Here is a 24,598-nt window from a genome sequence, read left to right on the forward strand (position 1 = left end):
GCGAGCCGCCCATGCGGTGGGTTGGGTTGCCAGCTGGTGGCATCCTGGCGTTGTGGCGCCATTGCTCGAATTCGCCGGCCACTTCTGGTGGCTGGTCTTCCCGTTCGCCGGCGTGATCGGTGGAACGGTGAAGGGGGTCGCCGCCGCCAACGAACGCCGTGCGCAGCGTCGTTTGGAGCGCTACCGCATCAAGCAGCAGACCAAGGTGGCGCTCGCGGAGGCTCAGGCGGCCGCCGCGGCGAATTCGGCCGGCAAATCGGCGGGACGGGCGCGCGGCGGCCGTGAGCTTGCCAAGGTGCTCGCACAGCACGACGCCACCGACGCCCGCTGGCTGGACTATGAGATGGACATCGCCAAGCTGCTGGACTTCCCGCTGATGACCGATATGCGCGATCCGCTGACCATGGGCTTTCACCGCGCCAAGAGCCGCGCCGAGCTGCTGCGCCCCGACAGCGTCGAGGACATCCTCGACGACCGCAACGCCCAGCTCGAATACCGCGACGCGGTACACGAGTACGTGTCGGCGTTCGATGTCGCCGAGGCGGAGGCAATCCGGCGCAGGCGAAGCGACTTCTCCGCCGACGCCCAGGAGCGGCTGGCCCGGGCGCAGCACCTGCTTCGGCTCGCGTCCGACGATGCGGCCACCCCGCAGGAGCGCCAGAACGCCTACGCGAGGGCCCGCAAGGAGCTCGACGGGTTGGTCGTGCTGCCGGCCGTGACCCGGGCGAGCATCGAGCGCAGGGTGGCGGGCGAGATCGAGGCCTGACGGGTCACGCCAGGGCCAGTGCGGTCAGCATCGCCACGCAGGCGATCAGCATCGCCGCCGAGCTATGCGTGCGTCGGCCGTTGTCCGCCCCTGCCGTCGATGGACAGTGCGCGGCTGCGGCAGTACAGCACCGCCGCCGCGGCGGCGACCTCGACGGCGGCGATCAGGGTGGCGACCGCCAGCACCGTCGACGGTGCGGCCGGGGACCCGCCCCCGTCGTGGTGGTGCGCGGGCAGGGGCGCGTGCACGGCGATCATCGCCAGGTTCATCAGCGCGACCAGGCACCACGCCCGCGTGGAGCCCCACCGCCACAGGTCGAGCGCGCAGAACAGGCACGCCAACGCCATCGCGCCCAGCGACGCGGCCACCAACACGCTGCCGGAGTGGGTCAGCATCACCGCGTGCAAGGCGGCCGAACCCGCCGCCAGCACCGCGCACGCGCGCCGCCCCACGATGGCGGAGGTGGACGCAACGGACGACATCACCCCACTGTGGCAGCAGTACGACCTCACCGCAGCGGAACGTGAAACTGCGCTGCGCGCGACCTGCCGAATATCTTGCCGCACAGCCGGATTCAGCCGATCAGAGTTCACCCCGGCTCAGCAGCGCGGCGCTGCGCTCACGCATGTCCACCTTGCGGACCTTGCCCGTGACGGTCATCGGGAACTCCTCGACGACGTACACGTAGCGCGGGATCTTGTAGTGCGCCAGCTTGTCGGCCGCGAACGCGCGCACCGCGTCGGCCGTCAACGGTGGGCGGCCCGGCTTCAGTCGGACCCAGGCACAGAGTTCCTCCCCGAACTTCGCGTCGGGCACCCCGACGACCTGCGCGTCCTCGACGTCGGGGTGGGTGTAGAGAAACTCTTCGACCTCGCGCGGGTAGATGTTCTCCCCGCCGCGGATGACCATGTCCTTCATGCGGCCGACGACGTTGCAGTAACCGTCCTCGCGCATGACGGCCAGATCCCCGGTGTGCATCCATCCGTGGGGGTCGACGGCGGCGCGGGTCTTGTCGTCGTCACGCCAGTACCCGAGCATCACCGAGTATCCGCGGGTGCACAGTTCGCCGGTCCGGCCGCGCTCGACCACCTCCCCCGTCTCGGGGTCGATGATCTTGATCTCGACATGCGGGTGGGCCCGGCCGATCGACGAGGTGCGCCGCTCCAGATCGTCGTCGAACAGGGTCTGGCACGACACCGGGGACGTCTCGGTCATGCCGTAGGCGATCGCGACCTCGGACATGTGCATCTCGTTCACGCACCGCTTCATCACCTCGACCGGGCACACCGAACCCGCCATGATGCCCGTGCGCAGGCTGGACAGGTCGGTGGTTGCGAAGTCGGGATGGCCGAGCATCGCGATGAACATCGTCGGGACGCCGTAAACCCCTGTGCAGCGCTCCTTTTCGATCGCGGCGAGGGTCAACCCCGGGTCGAATCCCGGCGCGGGGATGACCATGGTGGCCCCGTGGGTGCTACATCCGAGATTGCCCATCACCATGCCGAAGCAGTGGTAGAACGGCACCGGGATGCACAACCGGTCCGCCGCGCCGAATTGGATCAGCTCGGTGACGAAGAACCCGTTGTTGAGGATGTTGCGGTGCGACAGCGTGGCGCCCTTGGGGAAACCCGTTGTGCCCGAGGTGTACTGGATGTTGATGGGGTCACGGTTGTCCAGTGTGTCCATGCGTCGCCGCAATTCGGCGTCGGGCACCGCGCCGTCGCGAAGTCCGGCCCAGTCGGATCCGCCGAGGAAGACCACCTGTTCGAGGGTCGTCGCCTCGGGACGGACCGCAGCGATCATGCCGACGTAGTCGGAGCCCTTGAACGCCTTGGCCGAGACGAGCAGCCGCACGCCGGACTGGTTGAGCACGTAGGCCAATTCGTGTGTCCGGTAGGCCGGGTTGATGTTCACCAGGATGGCGCCGATCTTGGCCGTGGCGAACTGCACCATGGTCCACTCGGCGCAGTTGGGTGCCCACATCCCGACACGATCACCGCGCTGGATCCCCAGGCCCATCAAACCCCGTGCGACGACATCGATCTCGGCGTTGAGTTCGCCGTAGCTCCAACGCCGGCCGGTGCCGACGTCGACGAGAGCCTCGGCGTCCGGATCGGCGCGCACGATCCGTTCGAAGTTCGCCCCGACCGTCTCCTCGAGGATCGGGACGTCGGTCGGTCCCGCGTCGTAGGACGCCCTCATTCAGTCCACCAGATCCTCGAAGCGATACTCCGTCGGAATGGCCTCTCCCGCTTGATGTGCCGCGTCTTCGCGGCGTCGCAGCTCGACCCGGCGGATCTTGCCGGAGATCGTCTTGGGCAGCTCGAAGAACTCGATCCGGCGCACCTTGAGGTACGGGGGCAGGTGGTCGCGGGCGTGGAGCATGATCTGCCGCGCGGTGTCGGCGTCGGCCGACCAACCGCTGGCCAGCGACACGTAGGCCTTGGGCACGGTCAGCCGGGTGTCATCGGGTTGCGGCACCACGGCGGCCTCCACCACCGCGGGATGCTCGATGAGCACGCTTTCCAGCTCGAACGGCGACACCTTGTAGTCCGACGACTTGAACACGTCGTCGGTACGTCCGATGTAGGTGATGTAGCCGTCCTCGTCGCGGCGCGCGACGTCCCCGGTGTGGTAGTAGCCGCCCCACATCACCATCTCGTTGCGCCGGGGATCGCCGAGGTAGCCCGTCATCAGGTTGACCGGCGCCTCCCCGAGGTCCAGGCATATCTCGCCCTCGTCGGCCGGCTGGCCGGTCAGCGGGTCGACGAGGACGACGGGAACGCCGGGCATCGGGCGGCCCATCGAGCCGGGCTTGACCGGTTGGCCGGGTGTGTTGCCGACCTGCAGCGTCGTCTCCGTCTGCCCGAATCCGTCGCGGATGGTCAGCCCCCACGCCTGTTCGACGCGGGCAATCACGTCGGGATTGAGCGGTTCGCCGGCACCCAAGATCTCCCGCAATCCCTCGGGTCTGGCACCGAGATCGGACTGGATCAGCATGCGCCACACCGTCGGCGGCGCACAGAAGGTGTTCACCCCGGTACCGCGGATCTGATCCAGCAGGGCCTGCGCGTCGAACCGGCGATAGTTGTAGACGAAGATCGTGGCTTCGGCGATCCACGGCGCGAAGAAGCAACTCCACGCGTGCTTGGCCCAGCCGGGTGAGCTGATCGCCAGATGCACGTCGCCGGGGCGCAGCCCGATCCACGCCATCGTCGACAGATGCCCCACCGGGTAGCTGACCTGGGAATGCTCGACGAGTTTGGGTTTGCTGGTGGTGCCCGACGTGAAGTAGATCAGCAGCGAGTCGTCCACGTCGGTACGCGTGGTGAACGGGCCCGCCGACGTGACCTCGTCCGCGTCGGCGTAACGGTGCCAGCCGTCGACGGGATCCCCGATCGCGATGCGGGTGTAGTCGCCCTCGACGCCGGAGAACTTGGCGGTGTCGGCGGAATTGGCGATGACGAACTGGGCGCCGCCGCGGCCGATACGATCGGCCAGGTCGTCTGTCCCCAGCGCGCCGGTGGTGGGCATGATGACGGCGCCGAGCTTGGCGATCGCAAGCATCGACTCCCACAGCTCAACCTGATTGCCGAGCATCAGGATGACCCGGTCGCCCTTGCCGACACCGAGACTCGCCAGCCAGGTCGCGACGCGGTCGGAGCGCTCCGCCATCTCGGCGAAGCTGACCTTGTGTTCGGTGCCGTCCTCGCCGACGATCCACAGCGCGGTGCGGTCGTTACCCCTGGCGATGACGTCGAACCAGTCGATCGCCCAGTTGAACGCGCCGGTCAGCCGGGGCCACGAGAACGCGTCCACCGCTTTCTCGTAGTCGCTGATGACCGCGGTCAACTGATCGCGGGCACTGCGATAGATGTCGGTGTTGGTCGTCATGGTCGATATGATCGACGTCACAGCAAGTCCGACGCTACCCCCGAAAGTGGGTGCACGTGGTGTCCGATCGCAGGCCGGGGCGTTCCTCGCTGATGCGGCCGCGGGATGCCGACGCGGTGCGGGCCGAACTACGTCACATCGCGGTCGAAACCAGCCTGCCGGTGACGTTCGGCGGCGAGGTGCGCGACGACGCCCTGCTGCTCACCGAGTTCGTCGGCACCCGTACGTCGGCCATGCGCGGGCTGGCGGTGCGGCCCAATGCCGGCCTCGGCGGCGCCACCATAGTGGCCCGGCGTCCGCTCTCGGTGGCCGATTACCGCAGGTCGTCGTCGATCACGCATGACTATGACGGCCCGGTGCTCTCCGAGGGCATCACGTCGATCCTCGCGGTCCCCGTGGTCGTCGACGGCAGAGCCCGTGCCGTGCTCTACGGCGCCTACCGAGCGGCGGCACCGATCGGTGATCGCACCGCCGACGCGATGGTGGCATCGGCGCGCCGACTGGCAACCGAGCTGCGGATCCGCGACGAGGTCGACCGCAGGATGCGTCTGCGGGAGGCGCAATTGGCGAACTTCGGCGACGCGGTGGCCGGGGCCGAACAGGTCCGGGAGGTGCACGCCGAGCTGCGCCGGCTGGCAGCCGATTCGACCGCAGCGCCCGCGGCCCGCACGCAGCTGCGCGACCTGGCGGCCAGGCTCGGCCGCGCGCTGTCCGGCGACTCACCGACCGTCAGCTCGCCGCTGACCGAACGCGAGCTCGACGTGCTGTCGCAGGTCGCGCTGGGGTGCACCAATGCCGAAGCGGCCCGGCGGCTGTCGCTCAAACCCGAGACGGTCAAGAGCTACCTGCGCAGTGCGGCGGCCAAGCTGGGCGCCCGCACCCGCCACGAATCGGTGTCCAGAGCACGCCGGTCGCGCCTCATCCCGTGAACACCCCGCGTCAGGCCAGCGATTCGACCCAGGCGCGGTGCAGCTCGGCGTAGTGCCCGTCGCCGCGGTCGATGAGATCGCCGGGAGCGCCGTCCTCGACGATGTGGCCGTGTTCGAGCACCAGCACCCGGTCCGCGATCTGGACGGTGGACAGCCGGTGTGCGATCACCAGCGCTGTGCGATCTTCCAGCACGGTCTCCAACGCGCGCTGCACCATGCGTTCGCTGGGGATGTCCAGCGACGAGGTCGCCTCGTCGAGAATCAGCACCGCTGGGGCGGCCAGGAAGGCGCGGGCGAAGGCGATCAGCTGGCGCTGCCCGGCCGAGAGCCGGCCGCCGCGCTTGGCGACGTCGGTGTCGTACCCGTCGGGCAGCGCGGCGATGAACCTGTCGGCGCCGACGGCTTCGGCGGCCGCACGGATCTGTTCGTCGGATGCGCCGGGCCTCCCGAAGCGGATGTTGTCGGCGACGGTGCCCTCGAACATGAAGTTCTCCTGCGTCACCATCACGACGTGACTGCGCAGCTCGCGTTGTGCCAGATCACGCAGATCGACGCCGTCGAGCGTCACCGACCCCGAGGTGGGGTCGTAGAACCGGGCGATGAGCTTGGCGATCGTCGTCTTGCCCGCGCCGGTGGTGCCGACCAGAGCGACGGTCTGGCCCGCGGGCACCCGCAGTGTCAGCCCCGGCAGCACCACCCGGTCCGGCACATAGGCGAACTGCACATCGTGAAACGCGACGTCACCGCGGACCCGACGCAGCGTCACAGGGTGTTCGGGTTCGGCGATGGCCGGCCGTTGCGCCAGGACACCCGCCAGCTTCTCCAGCGCCGACGACGCAGACTGGAAAGTGTTGAAGAACTGCGAGATCTCCTGCATCGGCTCGAAGAACATCCGCAGGTAGAGCAGGAACGCCGTCAGCGTGCCGATGGTCATCTGGCCGTCGAGCACCAAGTAGCCGCCGTAGAGCAGCACCCCGCCGGTGGTGATGTTGCCGACCAGCTTGACGCCGGGCATGAAGATGGCCAGCAGCTTGAAGGTCTTCTCGTTGATCTCGCGGTACTGGTCGGCGACGTCTTCGAAGATCTCCTGATTGCGGGGCTCGCGACGGTAGGCCTGGACGGCCTTGATGCCGGTCATGGTCTCGACGAATTGCACGATGACCAGGGCGGCGCTCTCGCGCACCTGACGGTAGGTGCGGGCGGATTCGGTGCGGAACCACCACACCAGCGCGATCAGAAAGGGGAACGCGGCCAGACACATCAGCCCCAGCCGCACGTCGAGCGCGATCAGCAGGATCGCCGTCCCGACCAGCGTCAACACCGCCGTGATCAGGCCGTCGAACCCGGTCTCCAGCATGTCCTGGATCGCCTCGACGTCGTTGGTGGAGCGGCTCACCACCCGACCGGAGGTGTAGCGGTCGTGGAAGGCGACGTCGAGCCGCTGAAAGTGGCGGAACAGCCGCCGGCGCAGCTCCCGCAGCACCTTCTGGCCGATCCGGCCCGACCGGCGCAGGAAGAACATCCGGCTGCTGGCCTGCACGACGACCACGCCGCACAGCGCACCCACGATGAGCAGGAGTTCGCGCGCCGCCCCGCCGTCGATGATAGGCGGGATGCCGTGGTCGATGCCGCGTTGAACCAGAAGCGGAACCGAAAGGCGCGCAACGTTTTCCACGACCACGACGACGGCAAGCACGCCAACGGCCACGCGGTAGGGCCACAGCAGCGAGCCGAGCAGGGCGCGGGCGTCGCGGCGGCGGGGCACGTTCTCGTCGATGGGCAGGTCGTCGTCCTGGCCGTCGCTGAGGCGGCCCCGCCATTCGGTGTTCTGGGCCGTCATGTGCGATCGGCCTCCGATCCCGCGAAGCGGCCCGCGCGCCGGGCGCCCGCCCGGTCGACGGCCTCCAGCTCCTCGTGGACCCGTTCGAGCCGCTGCAGGTCGTCGTCGTCCTCCCAGGCGCAACTGCGCTCGGCGTGGTCGTCGAGCTCGTCATCGGCCGCCAACAGATACCGGTAGCGCGGCACCGTCGCCAGCAGTTCGGCATGGGTGCCGATGTGGGTGATGGTGCCCGCCCCGTCGACCACGTCCAGCAACGCGACCCTGTCCGCCAGCAGGACCGTCGACGCCCGGTGCGCGACGACGATGCCGGTGACCTCACGCAGAACGTTGCGAAGCGCCTCCTCCACGACGGCCTCGGTGTGCACGTCCAGCGCCGACAGCGTGTCGTCGAGCACCAGGATCCTTGGCGCGGCCAGGATCGCCCTGGCCAGCGACAGCCGTTGCCGCTGGCCGCCGGACAGGCTCATCCCCTGCTCGCCGATGCGGGTGGCCAGGCCGAACGGAAGGTCGCAGACGAAGTCCGCGGCCGCGATGTCGAGCGCCTGCGCCAGCTGCTCATCGGTGGCGTGCGGGCGGCCCAGCCGCAGGTTCTCCGCGACCGACATCGAGAACAGCGTCGGATCCTCGAACGCCGTCGCGACCGCTGTGCGCAGCGCGGGCAGGGTCAGATCGCGGATGTCGCGACCGTCGATGAGGATCTGCCCCTCGGTGACGTCGTAGAGCCGGGACAGCAGGGCCGCCAGCACCGACTTCCCGGAGCCCGTGGACCCCACCAGCGCGACGGTCTCTCCCGGTTCGACCGTCAGGTTCACGTGCCGCAGCGCCCATGAACGATCGTCGGGACCATCGGCAAACCGGAAGCCGACGTCGACGAGTTCCAGCCGCCCGCCCCGCGGCGGCACCCGCAGCGGCCCATCGGTGATCTCCCGCGGCGCGTCGAAGATCTCGGCGATCCGGTCGGCCGCCGTGAACGACTCTTGGGTCATCGACAGCAGGAAACCGAGCGACGCAACGGGCCAGACCAGCGACAACATCATCGTGATGAACGCGACCAGCGTGCCCATGGTGACGTAGCCGTGGCCGGCGGCGTAGGCGCCGAAGCCCAGCACGATGATCAGCGTCAGGTTCGGGATGACCTCGAGCACGGTCCAGAACTTCGCCGACACGGAGACCCTGCTGACCTGTGTCCGATACAGGTCGGTGAGCTGTCGGTCGAATCGGTCGTAGACGTAGTCCTCGCGGCCGAACGACTTGACCACCCGGATACCCAGCGCGGATTCCTCGACGTGGGTGGCGACGTGGCCGGACTGGTCCTGCGCCAAGCGGGACAACCGGGTGTACTCGTGCTGGAAGTGCAGCACCGTCATGGTGATCGGGACGATCGACACCAGCACCACGACGCCGAGCGGCCAGTACATCGCGAGCAGGATGGCCGTGACGACGGTGATCTGCAGAGCGTTGAGGATCAGGAACACCAGCCCGAAGGACATGAACCGCCTGATCGTGCTCAGGTCGTTCATCACCCGCGACAACAGCTGCCCGGATTGCCAGCGACCGTGAAACGACATGGGCAGGATTTGCAGCCTGGCGTAGAGGTCCTTGCGGATGTCGGCCTCGACGCCCATCGTCGCGCGGGCGACCAGCCAGCGGCGGATGAACCAGAGCGTCGCCTCTGACATGCCGACCGCCGTCGCGGCCGCGCCGAGTGTCCACAGCCCGCGCGGGTCCTGGTGCCGCACCGGGCCGTCGATGACCGCTTTCGTCATCAGTGGAATCGCGACGGTGGCGCCCAGGCTGAGGATCGCGACGGCCACCATCGCGATCCACCGCGCCCGATAGGGCATGAGATACGGGAGCAGCCGCCACAGATCGGAGCCGGCCCGCCGGCGGCGCGGCGGCGGCGCGATGGCAGGTGCAGAGCGCAGTGCGCGATCCTCGGCCTTGTCCACTTAGTTGATCTTCCCACTGAGCGCAAACGGTTAACCGTGCCGACACGGGCGTCGGCGCTATCAGTGGATATAGCGCCGCGCGGGGCGAATCTATTCGCCGGGCGGGATCACTCCGTGTTCGCGTGCGCCGCACGGGCGGCGGCGTTGTCGACCTCGCGCAGCAACGCCAACCGCAGGCAGGCGGCGTCGAACACGACGTGACACACCTGATCGAACAGGCTCGAAAGCGGCTGGATCGTGGCCGCCTCGCCCGCGCGGCGATACTTGGTGGCGGCGGGCACCACGACGGCCGTATCGGCGTGTTGGATGAGCGCCGACGCTGGATCGGTGGTGACCGCGACGACGCCCGCGCCGACGCTGCGTGCCTGCTCGGCGACGCGTACCGTGCCGGCGGTGGTGCCCGAGCCGGACACCGCGACCAGCAGGTCGCCGCCGCGGAGCGCCGGTGTCGTGGTCTCGCCGACGACGTGCACATTGAGGCCGATGTGCATGAGCCGCATCGCCAACGCCCTTGCCATGAAGCCGGAGCGGCCCTCACCGGTGACCACGACATGCGCCGCGCCATTGAGCCGGTCGGCGAACCGGTCGAGCGAGCTGTAGTCGAACGCCGCCAGGACTCCCTGGATCTCACCCAGGATCGTGGGTACGAGGGTCGCAGTGCCCGATGCCTGCTCGACGGCGGTCATCGCAGTTCCTCCACGCGTGCGGCGGCGAGCAGCTCGTCGACGGCGGCGAGTGGATCGCGGCTGGCCGTGACGGCCGAGCCCACGATCACCCGAACGTCCCGGCCGGCGAGTGCGGCCAAGTCGGCGGCGCCGAGACCCCCGGCCACCGCGACCCGGCGGCCGTCGGCCCATGGACCCAACTGATCGAGCGGATCGGATCCAGCGCCCTGGGCGTCTTTGCTGACGTGCGCGGCAAGCACCACCTCGTCGGGCACCCGGGCGGCCAGCGCGGCCCGCGCCGCGGCGTCGAGACCCATGAGGTCGACGACAAGTTCGCGGCCCCATTGCCGGGAGACCGCGACGGCGGTGTCGATGGTCGCGTCCGGCGCCAAACCCAGGACGGTCGCCGAGTGCGCCCCCGCGTCATAGGCCATCGTCAGCTCCCAGCGGGCGTCGTCGGCGATCTTCAGGTCGGCGAGCACCGGTGTGCCGCCGGCGGCGTCGACGACGGCGCGGATGAACGCGGCCCCGTCGCGTTTAATCATCGAGGTGCCCACCTCTATCCAGTCCACCCGTGGTGCCACGGCTTCGACGACGGCCAGCGCCGCCGATACCGGCATCCGGTCGAGCGCGATCTGCAATTCCATCTGAATCGGTCCTTTCGGCTTCACACCGGGGCGCCGCGCATCGGCGCGGTCGCCGCGATGAAGGCGTTGAGTGTGGTGCGGTTCGGCAGCCCGTCCTTATCGCCGGGCGAAGTGGTGGCCAGTGCACCCACGGCGCTGGCCCGGTCCAGGGCGGCTTCGGCGCCCAGCCCGTCGAGGTGGGCGCTGATCAGTCCGGCGGCGAAGCCGTCGCCCGCGCCGACGGTGTCCACGACGGTGACCGGGAACACCGGCCGCCGCCACACGCCGTCCACGGTGTACAGCGCTGCACCCCGGCAGCCGTCCTTGACGACGACGCGGTGCACACCTTGGCTCAGGTAGGCCTCGGCGACGCCGGCCTCGCTGGCCGCGCCGGTCAGCAGCGCGCCTTCGGCGAGCCCCGGCATGACCCAGTCACACAGCCGGGCCATCTCGCCGATCACCGTGATCATCTCCGCCTGCGATCGCCACAGCGCCGGGCGCAGGTTGGGGTCGAAGGAGACGGTGGCCCCCGCCGCCCGCGCGACCTCCACCGCGCGGAACGCGAAGGTGCGCGCGGTCGGGGACAGCGCCAGCGGGATGCCGGTGAGATGGAGGTGGCGGGCGCGGGCGAGGTAGGCGTCCGCCGCCTGCGACGGCGCCAGTCTGCTGCCCGCCGAGTTCTTGCGGAAGTAGACGACCTCTGGGTCGCCGCCCAGCGCCATGCTCTTGAGCTGGAATCCTGTCGGCGCGCCGTCGTCGACGCTGACCTCTGACACGTCGACGCCCTCCGCGGCGAGTTCGTCGACGGCGAAGCGCCCGATCGGGTCGGCCCCGACCCGGCCGATCCAGCCGACCCGGTGGCCCAGCCGAGCCAGGCCGGTGGCGACGTTTGCTTCCGCGCCGGCCTGGGCCAGTTGGTATCCGCGAATCCGATGCAGCGGGCCGGGCGAGGTGGCGACGAACATCCCCATCACCTCGCCGAACGTGACGGCGTCCAGTGCGGTCATCACGCCACCTCCCGCTGAGCTCCAGATGCGGTGACTACGTTGCGCAGTTCGCCAACGCCCGACACCGCCGCGGTGACGTGCGCACCCGGGCAGATGGGCGCCGTCGCGCCGGGCGCTCCCGTGAGGAGCACGTCGCCCGGGTGCAGCGTGACGATGCCGGTGACGTAGACGAGGCACTCCACGATCGAGCGCGCCAGGTCGGTCGTGGAAGCGGACGGCAGGACGACGCCGTCGACGGTGAGCGTGACCTCCAGATCGTCGAGGTCCGACCCGGTGGCGATCCACGGGCCCAGCGGGGTCCAGCCGTCGAACCCCTTGGCGGCGAACCAGAGCGGATCGCTGCGCTGCAGATTGCGCGCGGTGACGTCGTTGCCGACCGTGACACCAAAGATGTGCCCGGCGGCATTGGCGGCACTCAGTCGTGAGGCGGTTCGTCCGATCACCACCGCCACCTCCGCTTCGGCGTCGACCCGCCCGATGCCTGCGGGCAGCGGGATGTCGGCACCTGGGCCGGTGACCCCGCCCGCCGGCTTGAGGAACGCCTGCGGCGGCAGCTCGCGGTCGGCGGACCCGGTGTTGTGTGCCATCCCGACGACGGTCTGGGGGCTGACCGGAGCCAACAGCCGGACCGTGTCGGCGGGCAGCACCTGCCCCGTGTGCCGCAACCGGGCGGCGAACGGATCTTCCACGAGGGCGAATCCCTCCGGTTCGACGGTGGCGTGGTGCACGCCGCCTGCGTGTGCGACGCGGGCGATGAACGGGGCGCTCATGCCAGGGTCTTCGGGGCGCGTGCGGTGGACGGGCAGGACGGTGCCGAGTGGCCGGCGGGGCCGGATCCGGGCGCCTTCACCAGGAACATCAGTCCGGCGGCGACGAGTAAGCAGGCCGCCATCAGCAGGAACGACGCGTCGGTGGATCCGGTGGTGCCGTTGAGCCAGCCGATCAGGTAGCTGCCGGCGAATCCACCGACCGCGCCGAGCGAGTTGATCAGGGCGATCGACGGCGCGGCCTGGTCACGGGGCAGCAGTTCGGGGATGTGTGCGAAGTAGGGTCCGTAGGGCGCATACATGCACGCACCTGCCACGACGAGCAGCGCGAACGCGGCCCAGAAGGTGTCGTGCATGACGTAGGAGCCGTAGAACGCGAGCCCTCCGACCAGCAACCACGGCCATACGCACCGTGACCGCTGCCCGGACTTGTCGGAAACCCGGCCGTTGACGATCATCGCCACGACCGCGAACGCGTAGGGGATCGCCGCGATCAGCCCGGTGGCGCCGATGCCCTGGCCGGTGGCGTCCTTGACGATCGACGGCAGCCAGAACACGAAGCCGTAGATGCCCAGGCTCCACAGGAAGTACTGGACCGACAGCACCACCACGTTGCGCGAACGCAGGGCCTGCAGGTAGCTGCCGGACTTCTTCTCGAATCCGCGCTGCTCGTGCTCCAGGGCGTGCAGCAGCGTCGTCTTCTCCGTGTCGCCGAGCCAGCCGGCCTCGGCGGGCCGGTCCTGCACGAGTTTGCGGAACACGAATGCCCAGAGGATCGCGGGCAGCCCCTCGATGATGAACATCCCCCGCCAGGACGTCGCCTCGATGAGGTAGCCGGACACGGCGGTCAGCCACAACACGGTCACCGGGTTGCCGAGGATCAGGTAGGTGTTCGCCCGTCCGCGCTCGGCCTTGGTGAACCAGTGCGACAGGAAGATCACCATCGCGGGCAGGACGGCCGCCTCCACGACGCCGATGAGGAATCGCACGGCGATCAGCAGCGCAGAGCTGTGCAGCAGCCCCTGCACGGTGGCCAGCGCCCCCCACAGGATCAGCGACCAGAAGATCAGGTTCTTGACACTGCGCCGTTCGGCGTAGATCGCGCCGGGAATCTGAAACAGGAAATAGCCGAGGAAGAATGCCGCCCCGATCAGTGCGGCGACGCCGCTGGAGATGGCCAGATCTTCCTTCATGCCGCCTGCGACGCCGACGGAGAAGTTGGATCGGTCGAGGTAGGCCAGCGAGTACGTGATGAACACGATGGGCAGCAGACGCACCCAGCGCTTCCTGCCGATGACGCCGATGGGACCGCCGGGGGCGGAGGCGTCGGGTGAATCGGGTGAATGGGCCACCGCGGAGTCCTCTCATCTCTTTGCTTCCATATTGTGGAAGCTCCTTGCATGATGTAGAACACAATGGCAGATGGGTGTGAGTGCGGTCAAGAGTTTCTGCCGAATAGCGGATATACCTTCCACTATGTAGAAGAAATCGCCTATGGTGGCGAGATGCCTCCCCCAGAGACGGGCCAAACAGCCGCCCGGACCGACATGGTCGGCAAGGCGCTGCGGGTGTTGCAGACCATCGGCGACGGTGGGGCCTCCGGCCTGACCCTCAGCGAGATAGCCAGGCAGACGGGCTACCCGCTCTCAACCGTCCACCGCCTGGTGGCCACCCTCGCGCGCGAGGGCTACGTCGATTCCGACGAGCAGACCAAACGTCACCGCATCGGTCTGACGGTGTTCTCCCTGGCGCAGCGGGCATCCTCCGCGCGCGGGTACGACGGGACGGCATTACCCGTCCTGCGCCGGGTGGCCAATGAGACGCAGGAATCCGCGCTGATGTCCGTTCTGGACCGCGGCCACCAGCTCTACCTGCATCACATCCACGGCCCAAGTCAGATCAACGTCATCGGCGAGCCGGGCAGCCGGGGACCGCTGCACTGCACCGCGATGGGCAAGGTGCTGATTGCCTTCGCACCCCCCGACGTGCGTGACGACCTCGTCGCGACACTGGAATTGACGCCTCGGGGACCGCACACGATCACCGACCGCCAAGCCTTCGCCGAGGAGATCACCCGCGTGCGCGCCGACGGTTACGCCATCGCCGACGAGGAACACGAGGCGGGCATTCGCGCAGTCGGCGTTCCGGTGCTGGCCGCCGACGGCACGGCTACTGCCGCCATCTCCGTCGCGGCGCCGTCGTTCCGCAAAACCCGGGCGAATCTGGTGGCGCTCGTGCCGACACTGGCGCTGGCCGCCAAGGAACTCGCGCTCACGCTTCCGACGCGGTGACCTTCACCCCACGCTGACATCTCCCACCCACCCAGCCCGCTGACATCTCCCACCCACCCAGCCCGCCCCGTGTCAGGCGGCGGCGCCGTCCGCCTGCTCCCCGAACTGGGTCCGGTACAGCTCGGCGTACCAGCCGCTGCGACAGCAACTGCTCGTGACGGCCGCGTTCGACGATGCGGCCGTCCTCGACGACGAGGATGACGTCGGCGGCCCGGACCGTGGAGAGCCGATGGGCGATGACGATCGACGTGCGCCCGGCCAGCGCCTCGTTCAGCGCCTGCTGGACCGCGGCCTCCGACGCCGAATCCAGCGAGGCCGTGGCCTCGTCGAGCACCACCACCCGCGATCTGCCCAGCAACAGCCGTGCGATGGTCAGCCGCTGGCGCTGCCCGCCGGAGAGCCGGTAACCGCGCTCGCCGACGACAGTGTCCAGGCCGTCGGGCATGGCGGCGACGACGTCGGCAAGGCGTGCGCGGCGCAGCGCATCCCACAGTTCGTCGTCGGTCGCCGCCGGCGCGGCCAGCCGCAGGTTGGCGCCGATGGACTCGTGGAACAGGTGACCGTCCTGGGTGACCATGCCCACGGTCTCCTTCAGCGAGTCGAACGTGGCGTCACGCGCGTCGACTCCGTTGAGGCGCACCGCACCCGAGTCGACGTCGTAGAGCCGCGCCAGCAGCGACGCGATCGTCGACTTTCCGGCACCCGACGACCCGACCAGCGCCACCATCTGACCCGGCGCCACGTCGAACGTCACGCCGTGCAGGACCTCGGTTCCGTCGTCACGGTCGGACAGCACGGCCACCTCCTCCAGCGACGCCAGCGACACCTTCTCCGCGGACGGATACGTGAACCGGACGTTATCGAAGGCCACTGACACGGCGCCGTCGGGAACAGCGACCGCGTCGGAGCTCTCCCGGATCAGCGGCACCAGGTCGAGCACCTCGAAGACCCGTTCGAAGCTGACCAGCGCGCTGGCGACCTCCACCCGCGCGTTGGCCAGCGCCGTCAACGGGGCGTACAGCCGGGTCAGCAACAGCGCCAACGACACGATCGCCCCGGCCTGCAGGTGCCCCCCGATTGCCAGCACGCCACCCAGCCCGTACACGAGGGCCAGCGCCAGCGCCGACATCAGCGTCAGCGAGTTCATGAACGTCGACTGCAGCATCGCCGAGCGAACCCCGATGTCGCGGACCCGGCCCGCCCGGACCTCGAACTCATGCGACTCCCTCGCCGGGCTGCCGAACAGTTTGACCAGCGTCGCTCCGGGCGCCGAGAAGCGCTCGGTCATCTGGCTGTTCATCGTCGCGTTGTGTTTGGCGGCCTCCCGGGACAGCCGCGCCATCGTGGCGCCGATCCGGCGCGCGGGCACCACGAACAGTGGCACCAGCAGCAGTGACAGCAGGGTGATCTGCCAGGAAATCCCGATCATCACCGCCAGCGTCAGTGTCAGCGTCACCAGGTTGGACACGACACCGGACAGCGTGTCGGAGAACGCGCGCTGGGCACCGATCACATCGTTGCCCAGCCGGCTCACCAGCGCGCCGGTGCGGGTGCGGGTGAAGAACGCCACCGGCATGCGCTGCACATGGTCGAACACCGCCGTGCGCAGATCCAGGATCAGCCCCTCGCCGATCGTCGACGACAGCCAGCGGGTCACGAGCGACACGGCCGCCTCGCCGATCGCCACCGCGGCGATGACCGCCGCGATCAGCACCACCACGCCGGGCGCACCGCCGCCGACGATCTCGTCGACCACCCGGCCGGCCAGCACCGGCGTCGCCACGGCAAGCACCGCACTGACCACGCTGACCCCGACAAACGCCACCAGCCTGCGGTGATGCCGTGAGGAAAAGCGCCAGATGCGCCGCAGCAACGCCCGGTCGGCCAGCGATCGCAGCTCACCGCCGTGGGCATGCATCTGCCGGTACAGCGTGTAACTGGCCACCGATTCGATGCTCATAGGCTTCACGGTAAAACCTCAACAATTGTTGCGGTCAACAGCTTCCCGCAGTTGGGGGCGGATATCAGGCAAGATTGCGTGCATGGACAGTGGTGTTGCCTCGCCGCGGGTGCTCGTGGTGGACGACGACCCCGACGTGCTCGCGTCGCTGGAACGCGGACTGCGGCTGTCCGGGTTCAACGTGTCCACGGCCGTCGACGGCGCCGAGGCCCTGCGCAGCGCCACCGAGACGCGGCCGGACGCGATCGTGCTCGACATCAATATGCCGGTGCTCGACGGCGTGAGCGTGGTGACCGCGCTGCGCGCGATGGACAACGACGTCCCGGTGTGCGTGCTGTCCGCGCGCAGCTCGGTGGACGACCGGGTGGCGGGCCTGGAGGCCGGCGCCGACGACTACCTGGTGAAGCCGTTCGTGCTGGCCGAGTTGGTGGCGCGGGTGAAGGCCCTGCTGCGCAGGCGCGGATCGTCGGCGACGTTCTCGTCGGAGACCATTCAGGTCGGGCCGCTGGAGGTCGACATCCCCGGCCGCCGCGCCCGCGTCAACGGCGCCGACGTCGACCTGACCAAACGCGAATTCGACCTGCTGGCGGTGCTGGCCGAACATAAGACGGCGGTGCTGTCGCGGGCGCAGCTGCTCGAGCTGGTGTGGGGCTACGACTTCGCCGCGGACACCAACGTGGTCGACGTGTTCATCGGATACCTGCGCCGCAAGCTGGAGGCCGGCGGCGCCCCGCGCCTGCTGCACACCGTACGAGGCGTGGGATTCGTCCTGCGGACCCAGTAGGTCCGGCGATGGCAGCGCTGTCACGCATCTTCCGCCGCACCCCGTCGCTACGCACCCGCGTCGCGCTGGCCACCGCGATCGGCGCCGCGATCGTCGTCGTCATCGTCGGCACCATCGTGTGGATCGGCATCACCAACGACCGCAAGGAACGCCTCGACCGCCGGCTCGACGAGGCGGCCGGCTTCGCGATCCCGTTCCTGCCCCGCGGGCTCGACGAGATCCCCAAGTCACCGAATGACCAGGACGCGGTCATCACGGTGCGTCGCGGTGGAGACGCCACCTCGAACTCGGAGGTGGTGCTGCCGGAGCTGCCGCCCGGATACGCCGACACCTACGTCGACGGGGTGCGGTACCGGGTGCGCACGGTGGACATCGAGAACCCGCTGGGTCCGATGCAGGTCGCCGTCGGGGCCACCTACGACGCCACCATCGCCGACACCAACAATCTGCACCGCCGGGTGCTGGTGATCTGCGTGTTCGCAATCGGCGCGGCGACCGTGCTCGGCTGGTTGCTGGCCGCGTTCGCCGTGCGCCCGCTGAAGCGGCTCGCCCAACAGACCCGCCAGATCGACGCGGGCGACGAGGTGCCCGACGTCGAAGTGCGCGGCGCGACCGAGGCCGTCGAGATCGCCGAGGCCGTCAACGGCATGCTGCAGCGCATCTGGAAGGAGCAGGACCGCACCAAGGCCGCGCTGGCGTCGGCGCGCGACTTCGCCTCGGTTTCCGCGCATGAACTGCGCACACCGCTGACCGCCATGCGCACCAACCTCGAGGTGCTGTCCACCCTGGATCTGCCCGACGAACAGCGCAAGGAGGTCGTCAACGACGTCATCCGCACGCAGTCGCGCATCGAAGCCACGCTGGGGGCGCTCGAACGGCTGGCGCAGGGAGAACTGTCGACGTCCGATGACCATATGCCGGTGGACATCACGGAGTTGCTCGACCGGGCCGCCCACGACGCCATGCGGGTGTATCCCGACCTGGACGTCTCGCTGGTGCCTGCTCCGACGGTGATCATCGTCGGGTTGCCCGCCGGGCTGCGGCTGGCCGTGGACAACGCGATCGCCAACGCCGTCAAGCACGGCGGCGCGCGGCGGGTGCAGCTGTCGGCGGTCAGTTCGCGCGCGGGGGTGGAGATCGCGGTCGACGACGACGGCGTCGGCGTGCCCGAGGAGGAGCGCAGGGTGGTGTTCGACCGCTTCACCCGAGGCTCGACGGCGTCGCGCTCGGGTTCGGGGCTGGGCCTGGCGCTGGTTGCGCAGCAGGCCGATCTCCACGGCGGCACCGCGTCGCTCGAGGCGAGCCCGTTGGGTGGGGCGCGCCTGCTGCTGCGGCTCCCCGGCCCGCACTGAATCTCCCTCACGCTCGCACTCGCTCCCCGCCCCGTGCCCCGCTCCCCGCTCGGTCGGCGACACTGAAACGTCTGCGACGACACGCCGCGCGGCGTCGCAGACGTTTATGTCTCGCCGCAGTGTCGGTGGCTGATGCCAGCGTGCACGCATGGAGACCCCGTTCATCGGCAGCGCGGCCGTGCGCGCGGGCCGGCTCACCGCCTATCAGCTGAGGACGTCGTGCCGGCCCATCTATCCCGACGTCTACGTGTCCCACCCGTGCGAGCCGTCGCTGAAGACACGGGCGTTGGGGGCGTGGTTGTGGTCGGAGAAACGGGCGACGCTCGCGGGCCTGGCTGCCGCTGCGGCGCACGGTGCCCAGTGGATCGCCGAGGACACAGCCGTGGAGCTCCTCTGGCGCAATCAGCATCCGCCGGCGGGCATCGTCACCAGAAACGAGCGCTTCGCTCGCGACGAAGCTGGCTGGGCCTGGAAGCTACCGGTGACCACTCCGGCGAGAACGGCCTTCGACCTCGGCAGGCATTTGGACCGCGCCGAGGCGGTGGCCAGGCTGGATGCCTTGATGCACGCCACGCCATTTCGCGCCGACGACGTGCAGCTGCTGGCGCGACGCTACCGCGGCGCGCGTGGGCTCAAGGCGTTGCGTGCGGTGTTGCCGCTCGTTGACGGCGGCGCCGCCTCCCCGAGGGAGACCTGGCTGCGACTATTGCTCATCGACGGCGGATTGCCAAGGCCGACGACCCAGCTGCCCGCGGTGACGACCTCAGGTCGCGTGGTGCGAATGCTCGACATGGGTTGGAAGGAGTACATGGTCGCCGTGGAGTACGACGGCGACCAGCATCGCACCGACCGCCGACAGTACGTCAAGGACATGCGGGTGCTGAGCCGGCTCGCCGCCATGGGCTGGATAGTGGTCCGGGTCATCTCCGGGGCATCAGGAGGACCGGGAACACGACATCGTCGAGCGGGTTCGACAGGCTCTCGCCGGCCGTGGCTACCGCGACACTGAAACGTCTGCGACGACACGCCGCGCGGCGTCGCAGACGTTTATGTCTCGCGAAGCATCACCGAGTGCCGAGTAGGTCGATGACGAAGATCAGCGTCTTACCCGACAGGCGATGCCCACCGCCGGCGGGTCCGTACGCCTGCGCGGGCGGGATCGTGAGCTGGCGTCGGCCGCCGACCCGCATACCCGGAATACCGTCCTGCCAGCCCTGGATCAGACCCCGCAGCGGGAACTCGATGGATTGACCGCGGTTCCACGAGCTGTCGAACTCCTCGCCGGTGTCGTATTCGACGCCGACGTAGTGCACCTCGACCGTCGCACCGGGCACCGCTTCGGCTCCGTCGCCGACCACGACGTCCTTGACGACCAGCTCGCCCGGCGCCGGGCCGTCGGGAAACTCGATCTCGGGTTTTGTCCCCGCATTCTCAGTCACCGCACCCACGGTAGTCGGGCACACTGGACCCGTGGCCAAAGACGGAGACATCCTCGCCGAAGTGCACCAGCTCGTCGCCGAGGAGCAGGAGTTGCGAGCCAAACTTCAGCATCACGACATCGACGAGTCCGAAGAACATCAGCGGCTGCGTTCGCTGGAGGTCCAACTGGACCGCTGCTGGGATCTGCTGCGGCAGCGCCGCGCACTGCGGGAGACCGGCAAGGACCCCGCGGAAGCCAGAGTGCGACCGGCCGAACAGGTCGAAGGCTATCTCGGGTGAGGTGACGTGATGATCGAGCCACGATATGACGTCGTCATCGCCGGTGGCGGCCACAACGCCCTGGTGGCGGCCGGTTACCTCGCCCGCGCCGGGCGCCAGGTGCTGGTCTTGGAACGCCTCGACCATGTCGGCGGCGCGGCCGTCTCGGCACACGCCTTCGACGGTGTCGACGCCCGGCTGTCCCGCTACTCCTACCTGGTCAGCCTGCTGCCCCGCCGGATCGTCGAGGATCTGGGCGTGCGGATTCGGCTGGCCCGCCGCCGCTACTCGTCGTACACGCCCAACCCCGCCGACGCGGGCGCCACCGGCCTGCTGATCGGGCCGCAGCGGACGTTCGCCGCGATCGGCGCCGACGGTGACGTGGAGCAGTTCGACGAGTTCTATCGCCGCTGCCGGATCCTCACCCAGCGGCTGTGGCCCACGCTGACCGGACCCCTGCCCACCCGGGATGAGGCGCGCAAGCTGGTGCTGGGCGACGGCGATCCAGACGCGGCAGCAGCATGGGACGCGATCATCTGCCATCCGATCGGCGAGGCGATCGTCGATGCGGTCGAGAACGACCTCGTGCGTGGGGTGATGGTCACCGACGCGCTGATCGGCACGTTCGCCCGCGCCGACGACGAATCGCTGAGCCAGAACATCTGTTTCCTCTACCACCTGATCGGCGGCGGCACCGGCGATTGGGACGTACCCGTCGGCGGGATGGGGGCGGTCAGCGGTGCGCTGGCGGCCGCAGCGGAGGGCCACGGCGCGCACCTGGCCACCAACGCCGAGGTGACCTCGATCGAGCCCGACGGCGCGGTCCGCTATCGGCTCGGCGGCCGGGAGCACACCGTGGTCGGCGATCTCGTGCTGGCCGGCGTGACGCCGACGGTGCTGGCCCAGTTGCTCGGCGAGCCGAAACCGCCGTCGGCGCCCGGCGCCCAGGTGAAGGTCAATCTCATGTTGCGGCGGTTGCCGCGCCTACGGGACGACACGGTGCTGCCCGAACAGGCATTCGGCGGCACGTTCCACATCAACGAGACCTTCAGCCAGCTCGACGCCGCCTACGAAAGGGCGTCCAGCGGCACGGTGCCCGACCCGCTGCCGTGCGAGATCTACTGCCATTCGCTGACCGACCCAAGCATCCTGTCCGAGGACCTGCGCGCGGCAGGCGCCCAGACGCTGACCGTATTCGGCCTGCACACGCCGCACCGGCTCGCCGCGGCGGACCCGGAACGGATGCGCGACCGGCTGGGGTCGGCGGCGCTCAATTCGTTGAATTCCGTTCTCGCCGAACCGATTCAGGACGTGCTCATGGAGGACGCAGAGGGTCGGCTGTGCATCGAGGTGAAGACCACGGCGGACCTGGAACACACGCTGGGCATGACCGCGGGCAACATCTTCCACGGAGCGCTGTCATGGCCCTTCGCGGAGGACGGTGAACCGCTCGACACCCCTGCCAGACGCTGGGGCGTGGCCACCGAACACGATCGAATCCTGTTGTGCGGGTCGGGTTCTCATCGGGGCGGTGCGGTCTCGGGAATCGGCGGCCACAACGCGGCGATGGCCGCGCTGGAGATGTGAGCGCACCGGCTCATACGGTGATGTCGCGATCCGGGGTGCGCAGCCTCAGACACGCTGCGCCCATTCCGGCGAAGGCCAGGCTGCGCACGGCGGTGCCCGTGGTCTGCGTGCTCTCGGAAAGCCCGAGCAGCACCAGGACGGCGGTCAGCAGCAGTCCCGCAGTCAGGGCGAAGCCCGTCCACCGGGGAAAGACCCCGGCGCGGATCACCGAGATCCCGAACGCGACGCCGCCGACCAGTGCCAGCCCCGCATGTACACCGTAGATCGCACCGAAATCGTCGAAGACCGTGTCGGCATCCCTGATCCCGGTCACCAGCGGGTAGAGCACCGTCGCCGAAAACCCCACGAACGCAATCCCGTACAGCAGCGCACCGACCGTGCTGAGCCAGCCGCCGCGAGGTTGTTGGACGGCGCTCAGGCCGAGCACGAAAAAGGGGATGGCGACCTCGGCGACGTAGGTGACGAACAGCTGCGAAGTGAACAACCCGCCCACCATCAGTTCCATGACGTCGGAGAGCACATACAACGCCGAGAAACCGATGGCGGCCGCGCCCACGACGATCCGGAAGGCGGCGCTGGTCATGGCTGGTACGCCGCCACCTTGGCCAGGATCGCCTGCAGGCTGCGCAGTTCGTCGGTGGGCAGCGACGCCAGGGGTTCGGGGGCAGGGTCGCGCACCGCGCGGATCGCGCTCACCATCTCGTGGCCCGCGTCGGTCAGTGACACCGTTTTGCAGCGCCGGTTCGCCGGGTCGACGCACCGCACGACCAGCCCGCGGTCCTCCAGGTCATTGACGGCCACCGTCGCCGCCGGTGCATCGATGGTCGCCGCATGCGCGATCTGCTTCACCGTCATCGGATGGCGGGCGAGCCGCATCAGGATGCGAACCCGGCTGAACGGCATCCCCGTCCGCTCGACGACCGCACGCTTCCAGCCGTCGCGGTTGTCGATGACCAATGCGGCCATCACCTGCCAGACGTCGGCGGCCAGCTCGTCATCGGGCATGGGCGGCCTCCAGCCTGCGGGAACCCGCTACCAGCGGGGCGAGCCGGTCGGCAGACCGCAGCGCGCGCGATGACGTCGACACGATGCCCAGCGTAAAGACCACCAGCCCCAGACCGGCGCAGACCAGCCACAACGGCCGGGAGGCAACGGCGAAATCGGCGCCCGCCGTCAACAGCGCGGCGCCGCCGAGCGAACCGCACAGCGCCACACCGATGCTCACGCCCACCTGCCTGCTCGTCGAGGCGACCGCCGACGCGGCACCGGCCCGGTCGGTTGGCATGCCGCTGACGGCCGCCGTCGTGATCGGGGCATTGACCAGGCTGAATCCGATGCCGAACACGCCGAAGACGATCAGCAGTTGCCAGACCGGTGTGGTGTCGGTCAGGCGGGTGAGCAGCACGGCGGCCGCGGTCAGCAGGATGCCCGCCGACACCAGGGACGGGCGGCCACCGAACCGGCCGACCAGACGACCCGACAGCGGCGAGAAGATCAGCGCCCCAACGGCGATGGGCATGAACACCAGCCCGGTCTGAACGGCCGACAAGTGCCGTTCGCCCTGCAGGTACACCGACATCATGAACAGGAACGCGCCATAGGCGGCGAATGCGCAGATCGCGATCACCGTTGCCGACGCGAACGGGAGGCTGCGGAAGAAGCGCAGGTCGATGAACGGGTCCCGGCGGCGCGCCTCATAGCGCAGGAATGCCGCGAACGCCAGCACGATGGCGACGATGATGCCGACGGTACGGATGTCCGTCCAGCCCATCCCGGGGCCTTCGATGAGCACGAATACGACGCCGAACAGGAACGCGACGGCCAGCGCCTGGCCGATCGGGTCGACATCGCGCATCGTCGCCGACTTGGACTCCGGGACGAAGATCGCCGTCAGCAGGATCGCCAGCGCGCAGATCGGCAGGTTGATCCAGAACACCGCGCGCCACCCGACGAGTTCGATGAGCAATCCGCCTGCTATCGGACCCAACACCATCGCGATGCCGACGACGCTGCCCCAGATGCCGATCGCGCGGGCCCGCTCGACCCGGCCGGTGAAGACCTGCGTGACGATCGACATCGCGACGGGGTTGAGCATCGAGCCCCCGATCGCCTGCAGGAAGCGCGCCCCGATGAGGGCCTCGATGGTCGGGGCCACGCTGCAGATCAGCGATCCGACCGCGAATACGACAAGCCCGGCCTGGAAGACCCGCCTGCGCCCGAACCGGTCGCCGGAGGCCCCGCTCAACAGCAGCAGCGAGGCCAGCACAAGGGTGTACACGTCGACGACCCATTGCAGCTGGGTCGGTGAGGCGGCGAGTTCGGTTCGAATGCTGGGGATCGCGACGTTGACGATTGTGGCGTCCATCGACGCGATCAGCAGGCTGAGGCAGCAGGACATCAAGATGATGGCCTTGCGCCGCGCGCTCAGCGCGCCGACAGTTTCATTCACACAACTATTGTGAAACTACAACTGTCTTTGCGCA

Annotated in this window: 21 protein-coding genes and 2 pseudogenes; 8 read left to right on the forward strand and 15 right to left on the reverse strand. The window is 69.0% G+C overall.

From position 1 onward, the window contains the following. The first annotated feature begins 52 nt into the window (after window positions 1-52). Window positions 53-766 carry a hypothetical protein gene (locus ADBZ6K_RS18535; protein ID WP_526349329.1) on the forward strand — a complete coding sequence of 238 codons (714 nt, stop codon included), beginning with the start codon at window positions 53-55 and terminating at the stop codon, window positions 764-766. A 62-nt stretch (window positions 767-828) separates the two neighbouring features. On the opposite strand, the gene ADBZ6K_RS18540 is transcribed toward ADBZ6K_RS18535, so the two are convergent. The 3 genes from ADBZ6K_RS18540 to ADBZ6K_RS18550 form a co-directional block, all read right to left on the reverse strand. Then, complete coding sequence (locus tag ADBZ6K_RS18540; protein ID WP_526349331.1) at window positions 829-1,248, reverse strand: hypothetical protein; 420 nt, start codon at window positions 1,246-1,248, stop codon at window positions 829-831. Between the two features lie 100 nt (window positions 1,249-1,348). Continuing rightward, a complete protein-coding gene (locus ADBZ6K_RS18545) occupies window positions 1,349-2,968 on the reverse strand; it encodes an AMP-binding protein (RefSeq protein WP_526349333.1) in 1,620 nt (539 codons plus the stop codon). Beyond that, the gene (locus tag ADBZ6K_RS18550) at window positions 2,969-4,660 is read right to left on the reverse strand and encodes an AMP-binding protein (protein WP_526349335.1); all 1,692 of its coding nucleotides are present in this window, start codon (window positions 4,658-4,660) and stop codon (window positions 2,969-2,971) included. 92 nt (window positions 4,661-4,752) lie between these two features. Between ADBZ6K_RS18550 and ADBZ6K_RS18555 the strand changes: the two genes are divergently transcribed. Further along, the gene (locus tag ADBZ6K_RS18555) at window positions 4,753-5,589 is read left to right on the forward strand and encodes a helix-turn-helix transcriptional regulator (protein WP_526349486.1); all 837 of its coding nucleotides are present in this window, start codon (window positions 4,753-4,755) and stop codon (window positions 5,587-5,589) included. A 10-nt stretch (window positions 5,590-5,599) separates the two neighbouring features. On the opposite strand, the gene ADBZ6K_RS18560 is transcribed toward ADBZ6K_RS18555, so the two are convergent. The 7 genes from ADBZ6K_RS18560 to ADBZ6K_RS18590 all read right to left on the reverse strand — a co-directional run bounded on the left by ADBZ6K_RS18560 (window position 5,600) and on the right by ADBZ6K_RS18590 (window position 13,795). After that, window positions 5,600-7,429 (reverse strand): ABC transporter ATP-binding protein, encoded by a 1,830-nt coding sequence (locus tag ADBZ6K_RS18560; RefSeq protein WP_526349337.1) that lies wholly within the window; start codon window positions 7,427-7,429, stop codon window positions 5,600-5,602. Next, window positions 7,426-9,378, reverse strand: a complete 1,953-nt coding sequence (locus tag ADBZ6K_RS18565) for an ABC transporter ATP-binding protein (RefSeq protein ID WP_526349339.1) — start codon at window positions 9,376-9,378, stop codon at window positions 7,426-7,428. Before ADBZ6K_RS18565 ends, ADBZ6K_RS18560 begins: the two co-directional genes overlap by 4 nt. A gap of 107 nt (window positions 9,379-9,485) precedes the next feature. Then, window positions 9,486-10,064: a 6-phospho-3-hexuloisomerase gene (gene hxlB / locus ADBZ6K_RS18570; RefSeq protein ID WP_526349341.1), complete on the reverse strand. Its 579-nt coding sequence runs from the start codon at window positions 10,062-10,064 to the stop codon at window positions 9,486-9,488. Further along, a complete protein-coding gene (locus ADBZ6K_RS18575; protein ID WP_526349343.1) occupies window positions 10,061-10,690 on the reverse strand; it encodes an orotidine 5'-phosphate decarboxylase / HUMPS family protein in 630 nt (209 codons plus the stop codon). The genes hxlB and ADBZ6K_RS18575 overlap by 4 nt, the downstream gene beginning before the upstream one ends. Window positions 10,691-10,710: 20 nt before the next feature. Further along, the gene (locus ADBZ6K_RS18580; protein ID WP_526349345.1) at window positions 10,711-11,676 is read right to left on the reverse strand and encodes a sugar kinase; all 966 of its coding nucleotides are present in this window, start codon (window positions 11,674-11,676) and stop codon (window positions 10,711-10,713) included. Continuing rightward, on the reverse strand, window positions 11,676-12,446 hold the full coding sequence (locus tag ADBZ6K_RS18585; RefSeq protein ID WP_526349347.1) for a fumarylacetoacetate hydrolase family protein: 771 nt from the start codon (window positions 12,444-12,446) through the stop codon (window positions 11,676-11,678). Before ADBZ6K_RS18585 ends, ADBZ6K_RS18580 begins: the two co-directional genes overlap by 1 nt. Continuing rightward, window positions 12,443-13,795 (reverse strand): MFS transporter, encoded by a 1,353-nt coding sequence (locus ADBZ6K_RS18590; protein ID WP_526349349.1) that lies wholly within the window; start codon window positions 13,793-13,795, stop codon window positions 12,443-12,445. Before ADBZ6K_RS18590 ends, ADBZ6K_RS18585 begins: the two co-directional genes overlap by 4 nt. Window positions 13,796-13,948: 153 nt before the next feature. On the opposite strand from ADBZ6K_RS18590, the gene ADBZ6K_RS18595 reads away from it, so the two are divergent. Next, window positions 13,949-14,734, forward strand: a complete 786-nt coding sequence (locus ADBZ6K_RS18595; protein WP_526349351.1) for an IclR family transcriptional regulator — start codon at window positions 13,949-13,951, stop codon at window positions 14,732-14,734. Between the two features lie 72 nt (window positions 14,735-14,806). Here ADBZ6K_RS18595 and ADBZ6K_RS18600 read toward each other — a convergent pair. Continuing rightward, window positions 14,807-16,694, reverse strand: a pseudogene (locus ADBZ6K_RS18600) (ABC transporter ATP-binding protein). Between the two features lie 73 nt (window positions 16,695-16,767). On the opposite strand from ADBZ6K_RS18600, the gene prrA reads away from it, so the two are divergent. The 3 genes and pseudogenes from prrA to ADBZ6K_RS18615 all read left to right on the forward strand — a co-directional run. After that, window positions 16,768-17,478: a two-component system response regulator PrrA gene (prrA, locus tag ADBZ6K_RS18605; protein WP_526349488.1), complete on the forward strand. Its 711-nt coding sequence runs from the start codon at window positions 16,768-16,770 to the stop codon at window positions 17,476-17,478. Between the two features lie 8 nt (window positions 17,479-17,486). After that, the gene (locus tag ADBZ6K_RS18610; RefSeq protein ID WP_526349353.1) at window positions 17,487-18,830 is read left to right on the forward strand and encodes a HAMP domain-containing sensor histidine kinase; all 1,344 of its coding nucleotides are present in this window, start codon (window positions 17,487-17,489) and stop codon (window positions 18,828-18,830) included. Between the two features lie 148 nt (window positions 18,831-18,978). Further along, a pseudogene (locus ADBZ6K_RS18615) lies at window positions 18,979-19,837 on the forward strand (type IV toxin-antitoxin system AbiEi family antitoxin); the annotation flags it as partial. Between the two features lie 57 nt (window positions 19,838-19,894). Here the strand turns inward: ADBZ6K_RS18615 and ADBZ6K_RS18620 are convergent. Further along, window positions 19,895-20,269, reverse strand: a complete 375-nt coding sequence (locus ADBZ6K_RS18620; RefSeq protein WP_526349355.1) for an FKBP-type peptidyl-prolyl cis-trans isomerase — start codon at window positions 20,267-20,269, stop codon at window positions 19,895-19,897. Window positions 20,270-20,300: 31 nt separating this feature from the next. Here ADBZ6K_RS18620 and ADBZ6K_RS18625 point away from each other — a divergent pair, with 31 nt between their 5' ends. Both ADBZ6K_RS18625 and ADBZ6K_RS18630 read left to right on the forward strand, forming a co-directional pair. Next, window positions 20,301-20,549 (forward strand): DUF2630 family protein, encoded by a 249-nt coding sequence (locus ADBZ6K_RS18625; RefSeq protein ID WP_526349357.1) that lies wholly within the window; start codon window positions 20,301-20,303, stop codon window positions 20,547-20,549. 9 nt (window positions 20,550-20,558) lie between these two features. After that, on the forward strand, window positions 20,559-22,115 hold the full coding sequence (locus ADBZ6K_RS18630; RefSeq protein ID WP_526349359.1) for a phytoene desaturase family protein: 1,557 nt from the start codon (window positions 20,559-20,561) through the stop codon (window positions 22,113-22,115). 10 nt (window positions 22,116-22,125) lie between these two features. On the opposite strand, the gene ADBZ6K_RS18635 is transcribed toward ADBZ6K_RS18630, so the two are convergent. Genes ADBZ6K_RS18635 through ADBZ6K_RS18645 form a run of 3 tightly spaced genes read right to left on the reverse strand, consistent with a single transcriptional unit; the run spans window position 22,126 to window position 24,564 of the window. Beyond that, complete coding sequence (locus ADBZ6K_RS18635; protein ID WP_526349361.1) at window positions 22,126-22,698, reverse strand: hypothetical protein; 573 nt, start codon at window positions 22,696-22,698, stop codon at window positions 22,126-22,128. Further along, window positions 22,695-23,120, reverse strand: a complete 426-nt coding sequence (locus tag ADBZ6K_RS18640; protein ID WP_526349363.1) for a MarR family winged helix-turn-helix transcriptional regulator — start codon at window positions 23,118-23,120, stop codon at window positions 22,695-22,697. The genes ADBZ6K_RS18635 and ADBZ6K_RS18640 overlap by 4 nt, the downstream gene beginning before the upstream one ends. After that, window positions 23,110-24,564, reverse strand: a complete 1,455-nt coding sequence (locus ADBZ6K_RS18645) for a DHA2 family efflux MFS transporter permease subunit (protein ID WP_526349365.1) — start codon at window positions 24,562-24,564, stop codon at window positions 23,110-23,112. Before ADBZ6K_RS18645 ends, ADBZ6K_RS18640 begins: the two co-directional genes overlap by 11 nt. Window positions 24,565-24,598: the final 34 nt, after the last annotated feature.

Source organism: Mycobacterium sp. (genome assembly GCF_044223235.1).
Taxonomy (GTDB): Bacteria; Actinomycetota; Actinomycetes; order Mycobacteriales; family Mycobacteriaceae; genus Mycobacterium.